Source organism: Ruminococcus sp. 1001713B170207_170306_F1 (genome assembly GCF_015668065.1).
Taxonomy (GTDB): Bacteria; Bacillota; Clostridia; order Lachnospirales; family Lachnospiraceae; genus Blautia_A; species Blautia_A faecis.
In genome coordinates this window covers 26,258-40,857 of sequence record NZ_JADPEX010000037.1, presented here as the reverse complement: position 1 = coordinate 40,857, position 14,600 = coordinate 26,258, and the positions used below count along the sequence as shown (strand labels likewise).

At 41.2% G+C, this 14,600-nt stretch carries 12 protein-coding genes and 2 pseudogenes; 9 read left to right on the top strand and 5 right to left on the bottom strand.

Annotated features, from left to right (window positions below):
- Positions 1–75: 75 nt before the first annotated feature.
- The 3 genes and pseudogenes from I4V84_RS18005 to I4V84_RS17995 form a co-directional block, all read left to right on the top strand.
- A pseudogene (locus I4V84_RS18005) lies at positions 76–1,353 on the top strand (MobA/MobL family protein); the annotation flags it as partial.
- Entirely contained in the window at positions 1,292–1,984 is a 693-nt protein-coding gene (locus I4V84_RS18000; protein WP_207748693.1) for a DUF6040 family protein, read from the top strand. The pseudogene I4V84_RS18005 and the gene I4V84_RS18000, both read left to right, overlap by 62 nt.
- Positions 1,977–2,555 (top strand): ATP-binding cassette domain-containing protein, encoded by a 579-nt coding sequence (locus tag I4V84_RS17995; RefSeq protein ID WP_334286166.1) that lies wholly within the window; start codon positions 1,977–1,979, stop codon positions 2,553–2,555. The genes I4V84_RS18000 and I4V84_RS17995 overlap by 8 nt, the downstream gene beginning before the upstream one ends.
- A 73-nt stretch (positions 2,556–2,628) precedes the next feature.
- On the opposite strand, the pseudogene I4V84_RS20935 reads toward I4V84_RS17995, so the two are convergent.
- Together I4V84_RS20935 and I4V84_RS20930 are read right to left on the bottom strand one after the other, a co-directional pair.
- Positions 2,629–2,685, bottom strand: a pseudogene (locus tag I4V84_RS20935) (hypothetical protein); the annotation flags it as partial.
- Positions 2,682–2,921 carry a penicillin-binding transpeptidase domain-containing protein gene (locus tag I4V84_RS20930; protein ID WP_334285710.1) on the bottom strand — a complete coding sequence of 80 codons (240 nt, stop codon included), beginning with the start codon at positions 2,919–2,921 and terminating at the stop codon, positions 2,682–2,684. The gene I4V84_RS20930 and the pseudogene I4V84_RS20935, both read right to left, overlap by 4 nt.
- Before the next feature lie 99 nt (positions 2,922–3,020).
- Between I4V84_RS20930 and I4V84_RS17985 the strand changes: the two genes are divergently transcribed.
- Positions 3,021–3,230, top strand: coding sequence for a DUF6219 family protein (locus I4V84_RS17985; protein WP_005334849.1), 210 nt, complete (start codon positions 3,021–3,023; stop codon positions 3,228–3,230).
- 102 nt (positions 3,231–3,332) lie between these two features.
- On the opposite strand, the gene I4V84_RS17980 is transcribed toward I4V84_RS17985, so the two are convergent.
- The 3 genes from I4V84_RS17980 to I4V84_RS17970 all read right to left on the bottom strand — a co-directional run bounded on the left by I4V84_RS17980 (position 3,333) and on the right by I4V84_RS17970 (position 5,078).
- Entirely contained in the window at positions 3,333–3,986 is a 654-nt protein-coding gene (locus tag I4V84_RS17980; protein ID WP_055057021.1) for a CpXC domain-containing protein, read from the bottom strand.
- Positions 3,987–4,051: 65 nt separating this feature from the next.
- Positions 4,052–4,492, bottom strand: coding sequence for an ImmA/IrrE family metallo-endopeptidase (locus I4V84_RS17975; RefSeq protein ID WP_005423556.1), 441 nt, complete (start codon positions 4,490–4,492; stop codon positions 4,052–4,054).
- Between the two features lie 166 nt (positions 4,493–4,658).
- Complete coding sequence (locus I4V84_RS17970) at positions 4,659–5,078, bottom strand: helix-turn-helix transcriptional regulator (RefSeq protein WP_033126080.1); 420 nt, start codon at positions 5,076–5,078, stop codon at positions 4,659–4,661.
- A gap of 253 nt (positions 5,079–5,331) precedes the next feature.
- Between I4V84_RS17970 and I4V84_RS17965 the strand changes: the two genes are divergently transcribed.
- The 5 genes from I4V84_RS17965 (at position 5,332) to I4V84_RS17945 (ending at position 14,561) form a co-directional block, all read left to right on the top strand.
- A complete protein-coding gene (locus tag I4V84_RS17965; RefSeq protein WP_195993072.1) occupies positions 5,332–6,654 on the top strand; it encodes a DNA repair protein in 1,323 nt (440 codons plus the stop codon).
- Positions 6,655–6,668: 14 nt separating this feature from the next.
- Positions 6,669–7,085, top strand: coding sequence for a hypothetical protein (locus I4V84_RS17960; RefSeq protein WP_272113634.1), 417 nt, complete (start codon positions 6,669–6,671; stop codon positions 7,083–7,085).
- Positions 7,086–7,319: 234 nt separating this feature from the next.
- Positions 7,320–7,547 (top strand): hypothetical protein, encoded by a 228-nt coding sequence (locus tag I4V84_RS17955; RefSeq protein WP_005334838.1) that lies wholly within the window; start codon positions 7,320–7,322, stop codon positions 7,545–7,547.
- A gap of 658 nt (positions 7,548–8,205) precedes the next feature.
- On the top strand, positions 8,206–8,826 hold the full coding sequence (locus tag I4V84_RS17950; protein ID WP_242999658.1) for a sigma-70 family RNA polymerase sigma factor: 621 nt from the start codon (positions 8,206–8,208) through the stop codon (positions 8,824–8,826).
- A gap of 473 nt (positions 8,827–9,299) precedes the next feature.
- Positions 9,300–14,561, top strand: coding sequence for a SpaA isopeptide-forming pilin-related protein (locus I4V84_RS17945; RefSeq protein WP_195993070.1), 5,262 nt, complete (start codon positions 9,300–9,302; stop codon positions 14,559–14,561).
- The last annotated feature ends 39 nt before the right edge of the window (positions 14,562–14,600 follow it).

The following is a 14,600-nucleotide window of genomic DNA, read 5'->3' as shown; positions in this document are numbered from 1 at the left end:
GATTCGGCACCGTCAAATGGTTTCTTGCAATAAGGAATCCATTCCTTTGTATAGCAGGTATCTAACAATTCCTTGAAGGGAATGTGTGCGGATTGGAGTATCCACGATAAAGGAGATGGTAATCCCCATGTGCATTTATTGGTGACGTTGCGACCATTCAATTCAGACCACTCATGGGGTAACAAAGAAATCAAGGATTGGGAGTTTGTCAGAGATGAAAATGGAAATATTGTGGTGGATGAATCCCATCCGGACTGGTGGCAGGATAAAAAGAACCCTGACCGTCATGGAATCCGAATCCCCGTACTTGATGAAAATGGAGTCCAGAAAGTCGGGACAAGGAACCGCAAACAGTGGAAACGTGTATTAACCGATGCTACCGGGTGGAACAATCCGAAAAATTGTGAGCTATGGCGGAGCGAATGGGCAAACGTCTGTAATGCACATTTGAAAACGGAAAATCACATTGACCATCGTTCTTATGCAAGGCAGGGAAAATTAGAGATACCGACGATCCATGAGGGCGCAGATGCCAGAAAAATTGACGAGAAATTTCAAAACGGACAGACATCCTCTACTTCATGGAAAGTAGAGGAAAACCAGATCATAAAAAGACAAAATGCACTGCTGGATAAAATACAGATTTCTTTTGGAAAAGTATCCAGTGCATTAACACAATGGAAGGAGCGATTGCGTGACATTAGAAGAAAGCCGGGAAGTCATTCCCATGATGGAGACAATGATAAACCAGATCGAGGAACAGCAGAATCTTATGGCAGAGATGGTACAGGAATTGCAGGAACGGGACAGGCAGCTCCTGTCTTTTCAGGAGCAGAACCAGAGTTTAAAAAGCTTAAACAGCGAATTATCCAGGCTGCTAAATCTTTTGCCAGATACAGAAGAACTGCTCTCACAGATCGAGCAACAGAAAACCAGAATCGAACAGTTGGAAAACGAGAATCAGCAATGGCAGGAATTAACGCAGAAGCTGAACAACGAGAACAGCTTATTGCAGAAACAGAACAGCGAATTGCTGACCTTAAACAGCAGATAGAGAAAGCGAGGGAGATCGATGAGCGAATGCAGAAACTTAGAGAACGTCGGGCAGGTGGAAGAACTTCTGCTGATGACCGAACAGATGCAGGACGAACTGGATCAGAAAGACCAGACAATCCAGGAACTAAACAGGCAGCTAAGCGAATCGCTGACCTTGAACGAGAAATTGAACAGCGAAAACAGAGCCGAGAATATCGAAGCATTGCGGACAAGATTAAGGCAAACAGAGGAACGATTGACCAGCGAGACAGACAGCAGGAAAAGAGCCGACGCAGAAGCCGTGGCATGGAAATTTAAGTATGAAAAAGCAGAGCAGGAAAAACTTTATGCACAGACACACCAAAAGACGGTAGAGGTAGCTGTTGAGAAAAAAGTGCCTTATGAGAAATGTGAAAAATGTGACCGTACTGCTTACCGGAAAGCAAAAGAAAAATGCGATAGCCGTAAAAGCCAGTTAGAAAAGAAATATAAAAATATGACGATTGGTTATGAAAGTATCTTGTTTCTACTGGCATGGTACAGCATAACAACAACACTGTTTACTGCGATTCTTTCGCCGGTTTTCCTTAACGACTGTGTCGTCTTTTTCGGTGCGTTAGGAAAAGGAATGGGAAGTTTATTTCGGGAGTTTGTGACAGGTGCAGACTCTTTCGGACAGTTAAGCAGTGGAATACCTAACAGTATTCTTTCCGGGATTGTGTACTGGCTGATTGCCGGTACTGTCATGGCAATTTTATTCGTAATAACCGGGTGGCTGATAATCGGGATTGGTTATCAGGTAGGAAAAATCTACCGGAAATATTGTTGGGATATCATCAGTATCGTGGTAGCGATAACGAGTACAGCTGTTGTAATTTACTTTGGAGAATGGATTAAAAACGCTAATCCGATAAATCTTATTGTATTGCTATTACTGTCGCATGGGTGATTTGGCAGGTGTTCCAAAAGCAGAATGCAAGAAACGAATAGAATATTATTTGAAAAAGACCAGTCTTGCAGAACACCGGAAAAAGAAAATGAAACAGTTGTCAGGCGGGATGAAACGACGGGTAGGATTAGTGCAGGCGCTTTTAAATGAACCGGAATTTTTGATTGTGGATGAGCCGACTACCGGTTTAGATCCAGAGGAACGTATTCGCATCCGCAATTTGTTAGTAGATTTTTCTGAAAACAGAACGGTTTTGTTTTCAACTCATGTGGTGGAAGATTTGGCTGCTACCTGTAACCAACTTGCAATTATGCACAAAGGTAGTTTCTTATATGCGGGTTCTATGAAGAATTTGACAGAAGAAGCACAGGGGAAAATCTGGATTTGCAAAGTACCTGATGAGAGAAAAGCAAGAGAAGTGGAACAGAAGTATCGTATTACATCAAAACAGTATGTTGAGGGGGGATTGCAGTTAAGAGTGATTTCTGAAATACAGCCAGAATTGGAGTGTATGTCAATTCCTGCAACGTTGGAAGATGCTTATATTTATGTGACGAATCAATACGAGTAGATAAAGCACCATCTGATGCTTTACTACCAGTTGCACGTTGTTCGCTTTGAATATTTGTGGAGAAAAAGTATGTATTATTTTGGCTTTCTATAAAACCTATAAACCAGCCATTTATATCCTGCCCGTTCACTCGTCCGGTTCCGGTTTTTCCATAAATTCTCCATTTTCAGAGGCGGTAAGATGGATGGAATTTTTGACGGCATGAATATTAGCAGGAGTAAAGTTGAAGTTGTTTCGATATAAATTTTTCAAAAGTTCAACTTGTTCTACTGGTGAAATCTTTAAGGATGACTGCATCCAGTAGGAAGAGAAATCTCCGGATATATTTTCATTGCCATATCCTATTTGCTGAAGGTATGAATTTATAGTGGAAGCTCCGAGCTGCTTGTCGATTGATTCAAAATACCAGTTTGTATATATATTTTAAAAGGTATATGATTAAGAAAAACGGCAGGAGGTATCTGAATGAAAGCACATAAATATTGGTCTATCAGTGCACTGATTACAATGCTTGGAACTTTTTATACAGGTTATAAGGGATCAAAAGAAGGCCATAAGTACTTTGCAGCAAGTACTTTGCTTTGCATGATTATGGCTATTTATACAGGACACAAGATGATTTCTGGTAAAAGTAGGAAGAAAAAAGAAGTTTCAGTAGAGAGTGTTGAAGATTAAAAAACAAAATATTTTAATAAATAACGCCGGTGCGGGATTTTTGATATCCAGTACTGGCGTTATTTATTCTACAGGGGCTTGGGGGTGTAGCCACCAAATATACTATTCGTTTTCTGCTTCAGCAAGTTTGTTAAGAATCCACTCCCGATTGATAACAATATCCTCATCATCTCGGAGATCTTTGAAATCAGTGCAGTGTGAAGAAGCAAATTCATACATATCGTCAATGTCAACTGCACCAGTGGTCTCACCCTTATTAATGATTACAAGAATATTTGTTCCGTCATCGTCGACAGCAAAGCGCAGTTCATCAAATTCTTCATCAGGATTATTTTCGAGAAGAGAATCTGTCGCAAGTAATTTAACAAGTTCCATTATCCTGTCATCTTTACCTGCATCAAAAATCTGTATCTTTTCAACGAGCTGATTTGGTGACGTTACGATTCGGGATAAATATTTTTCAGTACGAAAATCAAACAAAGCATTTTCACCATAAAACATTTCATATGTCTTTTCTACTTCTGATTCAGAAACCAGATAAATCATGATAAGATCTTCCATCTGGTGATAGAGTGTAGGATAGTTTAAACGAAAGGTCTCTCCACAGCTCGGGCAAGTATAAAGGAAAATAGATTTATTAAGTACCTTCTCTTTCATTTCAGGATCCAGTGCAGTATTAATACTGTCCCAGAGCTCAAAATCCCCCTCATGATGGCAGGAAGGACAAGTTACTTTTTCAATATGATGTCTTGACATAAATGTTCCTCCTTTCAGTGAGATAAATCTATAGTTTTCTTATTGTAGAATGCGCTTATCCTTTATTATTTTGCCAGGAAATTACTCTGAATCTCCATCGGCATATGATAAGCCTGGCCTCGTTTTGTCAGGCTGTATAGTTTAAAGCTCATGAGTTCCGGAGTTGCATTCAGAGAACTGCAGAGTCCGAAGTAATCCAGGTCTTCGTTCTGAACCATATCTTCGATCTCCTCATCATCAATCAGAAGATCGGCAGCAAACAGATTGGCCTGGTATTCTGTATTATCCGTCATATTGTAGAGTGTATCATCTTGCATCGGAGCCATTTTCAGCTGGGAACGATGCAGGATGATATGCCCTAATTCATGGGCGGCAACGATCATCTTTTCTTCTTCTGAAAGGAAACTGCTGATCATGACATAGATCGTCTTGCAGCTCATAAAACAATATCCTTTCAGTGTCTTATATCTGGAAGTTTCCCCGACAACAATGTTCATCTGATCCATGATCTCAAATGGATCTCGGGTTCCATATTTCTTGATTAATTTCTTTGTTTCTGTATATATGTAAGTGTTTCTCAAATAAATCACCTCAAAAGTAAAAAATAAAAGGGCAGAAATATCCTTGTAACTATAAGGTAACAGATTAGGTGTACAATAATCCCGCCTTCTATTATTTTTCCTCTTGGTTTTTCAGATATTTTTTCGGTGTAAATTTCTTTGCACGTCTTTTGGAATCCAGATAAAGACTCTGGATCTCATCCATAAAAGCTATTTTATCTTCGTCGGTCAGTGATCCACCGGCAAACATAGCTGCAGCCTGTTCCAGAATCTGCTGAGCCTGTCTGGCACCACGGTTACCAAACTGTTCGGATGCTTCTGTGATAAAAGCTTCATTCTCACTCATGAGATAAGAAACGTCACACTGTAATGCATCTGCCAGTTTCTGATACAGAACATTTTGTTTTGGAAAACGTCCTTCTACTTCCCAGGATCGAATGGTCCTATATGAAACACCAACCATACTGGCCAGTTCCTGCTGACTCATCTTTTTTTCTTTTCTTAATGATCTTACTTTTTCACCGAATGTCATAAACATACCTCTTTCTAAGCCTTGTCTTATAAGTTTCATTAGCCGCTTCAAGGCAAAACGGGAAATGTGTCTCCTAAAAAATAAAAATTAATCTTGACAAAGGGAAATATCTCTCCTATAATGTGAATCACAGATAAGGGAAACATCTTTCCTATAAGATACACAATATTTCCTCTTTTGTCAATGAATATGTGAAATGAATTTCCTGTATTTTGAAGAAAACAGGAAAGATAGACAATCATTGATAGTTAAAATGGGATACATGTTACAAAAAGAGGAAAGACGTATGGGAGGTGGCAATGTGAGTCAAGATCAGACTTCTATTATCTGTATTGATCTGAAGTCCTTTTATGCTTCTGTAGAATGCGTAGAGCGTGGACTGGATCCATTTAAAGCAAACCTGGTGGTTGCAGATCCGACCAGATCAAAGTCAACAATCTGTCTGGCAATCACTCCGGCCATGAAGGCGCTTGGCATCAAGAACCGGTGCCGGATCCATGAGATACCGGATTGTGTGAAGTACATTACAGCCATGCCGAGGATGCAGCTGTACATGGATTATTCCGCAAAGATCTATGGAATCTATCTGCGGTATGTCTCAAAAGAAGATATTCATGTGTACAGTGTCGATGAATGTTTTATTGATGTGACAAACTATCTGCAGCTTTATCATCTCACTGCAAAAGAAATGGCGGTAAAGCTTATGCAGGCAGTCATGGAGGAAACTGGCATCACTGCAACTGCAGGTGTGGGAACCAATCTGTATCTTGCTAAGATCGCAATGGATATCGTAGCAAAGCATGTGGATGACCACATTGGAATCCTGGATGAATTCTCTTACAGAGAGAAGCTATGGGATCATAAACCATTAAGTGACTTCTGGAGGATTGGATCCCGGACTGAAAAAAAACTGGCCGGTTATGGAATCCATACGATGGGCGATATTGCAATGGCTTCTTTAAGATCCGAAGACTGGCTGTATAAGATGTTTGGGATTGATGCAGAGCTGTTGATCGATCATGCATGGGGCTATGAAACATGCCGGATGAGTGACATCAAGAACTATCATTCGGAGGAACACAGCCTTTCAAATGGTCAGGTGCTGATGCGAAATTATTCTTTTGACGAAGCACTTGTGATCGTAAGGGAAATGACAGATAATCTGGTCCTGGATCTGTTTGAAAAAGGACTGGTAACAAGCTCTCTCACCTTATGGATCGCCTATGACCACAGGTATGAGCATGAGGCATCCAAAGGAACCGTAAAACTCGAAAGAGAAAGTAACAGTTCCAAAAAGATCATAGATGCAGTGGAAGATTTATATCTCAGGATTGCAGACAGATATACCGGAATCCGAAGAATCGAGGTGTGTGCGAACAGGGTTGCTCCTGAAAGTTATGTGCAGTACAGCCTGTTTGATGATCCCAAACAGACTGATAAAGAACGGCATTTACAGGAAGCAGTATTGAATGTAAAGCAGCGTTATGGAAAGAATGCGATCATGCGTGGATCCAATCTGCTGGAGTGTTCCACCTATAGAGAACGCAATGAACAGGTTGGAGGACACCGTGCTTAGAGGAGGTGCGAATAGTGCTGGCAAGTGCATATCAACCGTATTTATATTTACCAAGACCGGTTTCCAGGAGACATCCCATGGATGTAGGACGCAGGGCAAAACAGTTTGCTCCATTTGCGGCACTTCGTGGACTGGATGAAACGATCCGGCAACAGGAAATCATTTACGAACCAAAAAGAGATTTATCTGAGGAAAAGAAAAATGAGCTGGATATGAAATTAAGGATCCTGGCATATGGAATGAAGATACAGGCAACTTATTTTCAAAAGTCATGGAAGAATCCATTAATTGGTCAGTACCATACATTATCTGGAACCGTAGAATTTTTTAATCCATCAGTCCACTTACGGATTGATGATACCGAGATCCAGATCCAGGACATCTGTGATCTGACTGGTGATGTATTTGAAACTATTGAAATATCATGTTAATTAATCACAGCGGAATTTTTTATACCGGAAAGAGTGTGTGGTAGCTGGTGGAAGGATAAAAAAGGATGCACAGATCGACAAAGCAGATCTGATCAGAATAGAAATCGTGCTGTTCGTGCAGCTTTGGCACTTACGGAATGGATGGCATGATGCTCATAAGGCGGATTTGATTTCCCTTTGGTCCGTTGAGTAATAAATGGAGAAATATCTTATTGCTTAAAGGAGGAAGCCTATATGGGATCAGGTGCTATTAAATGGCATGTACACTGCTCTGTATGCGGAGCATTTATTGAAAAGAGCGCACAAAGCGATTCAGAAGTGGAGTGCAAAAAATGTCGCAGTACATTGGAGATATTTGTAAAGGATGATATGGTGTCGGTTCGTCCGATCCACATCAGAGATGAACAATTAAAGTCCAGGATGCGGACGTATTCCCGAAAGATGATGAATCAGGGATCATAACAGAATAGAATGAGCTGTCTGTAGTAAGCGTTGGATTTGGCAGGAACCATCAAGAACGCACCAGACAGCAAGAGTTTGTCAAGGAGCTGAACCTGACTGGAATCACTAAGAGCCCGGCAAAACATTTACGGATACACTGCAAGATCAGAAGTATTTTCTGGTTTTGGAGATTGTTGAAGTATTTGTTTTGTCGGGCTTTTTTGACGTATTTCGAAAAATTTTTAAATTTTTTGTCGTACCCCACTGTAAAACAGGCTCTCAGCGTTTCGTTATATAGAGGTTGAATTCTTTTTTGCAAAAATAATTGTAAATAGAGATTTTGATAATATGACACAAAGGAGGAAGCAAAGATGACTGAAATCGAATACCAGGAATTTGTAAGGCGTTGTCCTTACGATGCTATGGGCGATTATTCCATGTTTCGCAAACAGCAAACAGAGAATAAATCAGAAGATGCACATAGCAACTGAATAAGCCCGGCAATCTGGCAAACTTAATCTAAACGCAGATACATGCGTTACAAAGGAGTCGCGGACTCCCGTTCAAAAAAAACGGGTGAGTTCGTGACCTCTTGTACTGCAGTTCTTTATGTCTGTGCAGGAATTTTATAAAAGATGGAATGGACCACCCGGAGCCGAAAGGCAGAAAGGTGGTCTTTATGTTGACATTAAAAGAACTGAAAAAAATCGTGAAAGTTGCTGATGTGGAGAAGAGAATCCCAAGCGTGAAATCCTTGAAGGAACACAAAGTTGTAGTAAAGGAAATGATCAATGCAGATACAACAATCTCTGTTTATGATCACGGATATGTACTTTATACAGCAGGAAATCAATCAACCGTATTTCCACTTCATAGTTGTGATGACTATGAATATGTGAGTGTAACTGGCGATAACAAGGAATTCAATAAAGAGTTCTTTGATAATGAAAACTGGTATATCCGTCTGCTGATAGAGGCTGAAGACCGTATGGCATACAGCCAGAGCAAAATCAGCACCAATCATGGTGTATTTTCTAACAGCGATGTTACAGATGATGCGGAGATTATGAGAGGATCTTCAAAAGATTTTGTTGACGATGTTATCGACAGAGAAATTCTGAATGCTTTGATCAAAGAGTTAACAGAGAGACAAAAGACGGTACTCAATCTGGTTTATTTCGAGGAAATGCGTCAGCAGGATGTTGCAGATTATCTGGGAATCAAACAGCAGAGTGTAAATGACCTCCTGAACAGGGCATTAAAAACGATGAAAAAAAAGGCGGAAAACGAAGAATTTTAAAAAAATTTCAAAAAAAATGAATTAGACCACTGTAAAACAGGCTCTGAGCGTTTCGTTATATGAAGGGTTTGCATAGAACACCTTCATGTACCTTGAAAAATGAATAGCCTGCCCGGAGTGATATTTGGTTTGAACATGCATAGAGCGAAAAGCTGCGTGTCTGCCAGAAGAAAACGTATCAGAGATGGAAACTGATATAGGAACGGATCCGGGAAAGAAAACAGGAAAACGCTTAAATCTTAAATCAAAATAAAATGTCTGAATCTAAAAAGAGGATGACAGTAGAAATCATGTGGCGGTATTTGTGACAAACAAGTACCGCCATATATTTGTGCTGTTATCTCAGCTTGTGCTGACTGTCCCAAATAGCGCAAATTTCAGGAAAGGAGGCGATCATCTTCGTATAAAAGATAATATGCAGACACGAACAGATAACCATACACAAAAGAATCAGAAAGGAAGGATTTAAGAGAATGAACGTGAAAAAGAAAGCACGCAGGGTGATGTCCGGTTTACTGACTGCAGTAACGGTTCTATCGACGGTACTCTCTCCCGCTGTTGCCTATGCTTCTGATGATGCTGGATCTGTAAAAAAAATTCCGTATTATGAGGAGATCAAGGATCAGCTGGATGAAGATGAAGTGGTAACTGCAAAAGATTATGAGATCAAGGTTGGAGACAATTTCGATGTAAAGAGTGATTATACCGGTCTTACGATCCAGGATGACAGCAAAGTAAAAGTTACATTTCAGGAAGCAAAAGATACGGACGGGAATGATTTTTCTACCGATTATGCCAATTCCTATAAGGCAGTCTATTATGTAGAACCACAGACAACGGATCACCCAACCTACCAGATCAATCGAAAGATCGTGGTAAAAGAAGCGGATCAACAGAAAGATTCGCAGTCAGAAAGTTCTTCTGATCAGGATGCTGGTTCTTCCGATAAGACAGAAACAGAGGATTCTGAGGCTGACTCGTCTACAGAGGAAACTGATGCTGCTGACACGGAGAGCAAAACAGAACTGACAGAAAAAGAATTTGATGCAGAAATCGAAGCAACGGAGGATCAGGAGACCGTTGATCCGGAAACAGGGATCACACTCTCAGAGGTTATGCAGGAAGCGGTTGACCAGGAAGTTGCTCTTGCAGATCTTGAAGCAGGCGAAAGTATTACTTTTGATATGCCAATGATGCTTGCTTCCGGTGAAACAGGAACAAAATCAGTCACAGTTACAGCCGGCTCCTGGTACTATTACGCAGACTATGGATTAGGTTCTTACCTGACTTGTCCATATTATGTGAAATGGGGAAGCATCAATGCGACAGCATACTGTGTTGAACCATCGAAAAAAGGACCGGGAAATGGAACTTATACGATCCAGAAACTTGCCGATGGAAAGACACTTGCAAAGGTCTGCTATTACGGAACAAAAGCAAGTGATGAGAATGGTTTCTTCGATGAGAAACATCCGGATTTTCCGGCAGGAAAGAGATTCATCATTACCCATCTTGCAGCAGCTTATGCAAATGGATCCAGTGACTGGGCATCCGGAACTAATGCAACAGGAAAGAACCTGGCAATGGAGCTTTACAATTATTGTGTAAATATGCCGGACATTCCGTCTGTAGATATGAGCTTTTCCGAATCTAATGTAAAGGCTTATGTGGAAGGAAACAGCCAGCGAACAAGTGTGATCACATTCAAAGCGGATAAACTGCAGACGATAACTTTCAAGCTGCCGAAAGGTGTAAAACTTGTAAATGTGACAACCGGAAAAACAAGTGCTGCAGGGGCTAATGTGGAGATTTCCGGTGGTACAAAGTTCTATCTGACAGCACCACTTAATCAGGCAGAAAATGTCAGTGCTACTTTCTCTTCTAAGATGAAAGGAAGTATTGATAAGGAATATTCAGCCTATAAGATCACAACAGGATCTGGAACACAGGACCTGGCTCTTGTTTTTGGTGAAGGTGTCGGAAATGAGAAATATGTGGATTTTAAAGTAACCTGGACAAAAGAATGCAAAGTATCCATTGTAAAGAAAGATCAGGATACAGGAAATGCACTGGCTGGTGCAGTGTACGGGATCTATTCCGATACTGCATGTACAAAGCTGATCGCAGAGATGCCTGCAACAGATCAGAATGGTGCTTCACAGCTCACAATGGAGAAGACACAGGAAGTTGTTTATCTGAAAGAAATCTCTGTTCCGACAGGATATCAGATCGATACAAAGTCTTATAATGTAACTCTTGCTATCGGAAAGACAACGACTAAAAACGTAACAGACAAACGTGTAAATGCAAAGATCAACATTGCAAAACAGGATGCTGAGACAGGCAATGAAGCCCAGGGTGATGCAACACTGGAAGGTGCGGTATATGGTCTTTATGCAAGGGAAGATATTGTTCATCCGGATGGAAGAACCGGAACAATCCATAAGAAAGACAGCCTGATCACATCCCTGACAACGGATAAGAATGGCGAAGCCTCTGTATCGGATCTGTATCTTGGAAAGTATTATCTGAAAGAGCTTAGTGCTCCGGTGGGATATGTACTGGATCCGACAGAACATGATGTGGACTGTACTTACGAAGGTGCTACTGTTCCGACAGTAGAAAGAACTTCTGTATGTAAAGAAACTGTCATCAAACAGCCATTTCAGATCATCAAGGCCGCAAACAACGGAAAGACCGATGCAGATCTTCTGCAGGGAGTTGGTTTTTCAGCATGGCTTGTCAGTGATCTGAAAGTAAAAGCAGATGGAAGTTATGATTTTGATTCAGCCAGATCAGTTGTACTGACTGCAGATGGTCAGACAGAAATGTTTACCGATGAAAAAGGATATGCAAGATCGATTCCGCTTCCATATGGAACTTATGTGGTAAGAGAAACCACAAGCAAACACAACTATGCACCGGTTGATGATTTTGTAGTGAAGATCACAGAGAATCATCCGGATACACCGCAGACATGGCGAGTGCTGCTGGATAAAGAATTCAAAGCAAAATTAAAGATCATCAAAAAGGATGCAGAAACACAGAAATCTGTACTCCTGGCTAATACTGAGTTCAAGGTATACGACCTGGATAATCAGAAATATGTGGAACAGACAACATCTTATCCGAAGCCAACGGTACACAAATCCTATTTCACAAATGAGGAAGGATACCTGGTACTGCCAAAGAATCTGAAACCTGGTAACTACCGGATTGAGGAAGTGACGGCACCCGATGGGTACACAATATCCAAAAACTATGTGACAGTTGCAGTTGATACAGATACTGCTTATCTGACCGATCCTGTCACAGGAGATGCAGTCATTGATGTGGAATATACCAATGCCCCGGTCAAAGGTCAGTTAAAGATCTATAAACAGGGTGAAGTGTTAAAGGGATTTGATAAGGACTTCCAGTATGAAATGGCTGGACTTGCAGGTGCTGAATTTGAAGTCTATGCGGCAGAGGATATCTATACTGCCGATCATCAGGTAGATGCAGATGGACAGAGAACTCTGTATTTTGCAAAGGATGCACTGGTAGCAACCGTCACAACGGATGCAGATGGCTATGCAACCGTAAAGAATCTTCCACTTGGCAGGTACTATGTTAAAGAGAAGAATGCACCGGACACTTATGTGTTAAATACCGTGCCGGAAAATGTCGAATTTGCTTATGCGGATCAGGATACTGCAGTGATCGAGAAAGAAATCTCTGTCACAGATGAACGACAGAAAGTGTCGATTACTGTCGAAAAACAGGATGCTGAGACAGGCAATACAGTAGCCGGAGCAGTGTTCGGTATTTACAATGCAAAAGACATTCAGACGAAAGATGGAAAAGTGATCGTCAAAGCAGATACTCTTTTACAGGAAATGACTTCTGATGAAAAAGGTCAGGCAGCATGTACACTGGATCTTCCACTTGGAAGCTATTATGTAAAAGAACTGAAAGCACCAGATGGATTCGTATCTTCGGATGAAGTACTGAGATTTGATGCTTCTTATCAGGGGCAGGATGTACAGACAGTAACATTAAAATCCGTAAAGAAGAACCAGCCGACAACTGTTGAGATCACAAAATCAGATGCAACAACCGGTGTAGAACTGGATGGAGCTTATCTGAAAGTAACGGATAAAGATGGAAATGTAGTAGATAGCTGGACATCTTCCAAAGATGCACCGCATGTGATCAAATATCTGAAAGTGGGTGAGACTTATACCCTCCATGAAGAATTTGCACCACATGGCTATCTGGTAGCTAATGATGTGACATTCACAGTCAAAGATACCGGAGAGGTTCAGAAAGTGGAAATGAAGGACGAGGTACCGGTTGGTGAACTGATCATCAACAAAAAAGGAGAATTTCTGGATTCTGTTACACTGGCCGATAAGGTCAAAGGTGTGGTGGAACACATTTTCAACTATGTAACCGGAAAGCTGACAGATGTTACATTTGAAGTCTATGCTGAGGAAGACATTAAGGCTGCCGATGGCGTCAGTGACGATTACTATAAAAAGGATGAACTGATTGCAACAATCAAGACAGATGAAACCGGTATTGCAAAACTGGAAAATCTTCCACTTGGGAAATACTACGTGAAGGAAACAGGAACTGCTTACGGTCATGTGCTGGATGGTGAGATCCGTCATGTAGATCTGACTTACGTGGATCAGAATACACCGGTTGTAGTCTATGACAAAGACTGGCAGAACAACCGTCAGAGAGTAGAAGTCAGTGTACTTAAGAAAGAAAAAGATTCTGACCGTACACTGGAAGGTGCTATCTTTGGATTATTTGCCAAAGAAGACATTAAGTCTGAGACAACAGGTAAAGTCCTGATTGAAGCCGATGAGATCATTGAACTGAAATCTACGGATGAAGAAGGAAAGATCACATTTGTTGCAGATCTTCCAATAGGAGCAACTTACTATGTAAAAGAGCTCTATGCACCGGACGGATTCGTAACCAACGATGAAGGAAAGGAATTTACCTTTGAGTATGCAGGTGAGGATCAGCCGACAGTCACTTATGATTTTACCTTTGATAATCAGCCAACCGTCGTTGAATTTACCAAATCCAGTCTGACAACCGGAAAAGAACTTCCAGGATGTAAGCTGAAAGTGGTAGATGCTGATGGAAATATCGTGGATGAATGGACTTCCGGTAAAGAAGCACATGTGATCCGTGAGCTGACTGTCGGAAAAGAATACACACTGGTTGAAACAAAACCTGCTGATGGTTACGTGACAGCTGAAAGCGTGAAGTTCACGATCAAAGATACTGCCGATGTGCAGAAAGTTGAGATGAAGGATGATGTAACGAAGGTGAAAATCTCCAAACAGGATATCGCCGGAAAAGAACTTCCGGGAGCAAAACTCACGATCCTTGATCAGGATGGAAAAGTTGTGGAAAGCTGGACCAGTACAGAGAAAGCACATTACATCGAAATGCTTCCGATCGGAAAATACACTCTCCGTGAAGAAACAGCACCGGATGGCTATCTGGTTGCAAAAGATGTGGAATTCGAAGTAAAGGATACCAGTGTAGTACAGCATGTAACCATGGTGGATGAGGAAAAACCGGCAGAAAAGACACCGGAAGGTGGAAAACCTGTCAGTGATTCACCAAAGACTGGGGATAACACCAATCTGTGGCTGTGGTTTATGCTTCTCGGCATTGGTGCGACTGGTACAGGAGCCCTTGCATTTATGAGAAAAAAGAAACACTAATTAAATAAGAATGAGCGTTCATGGAAACCGAAAGGAATC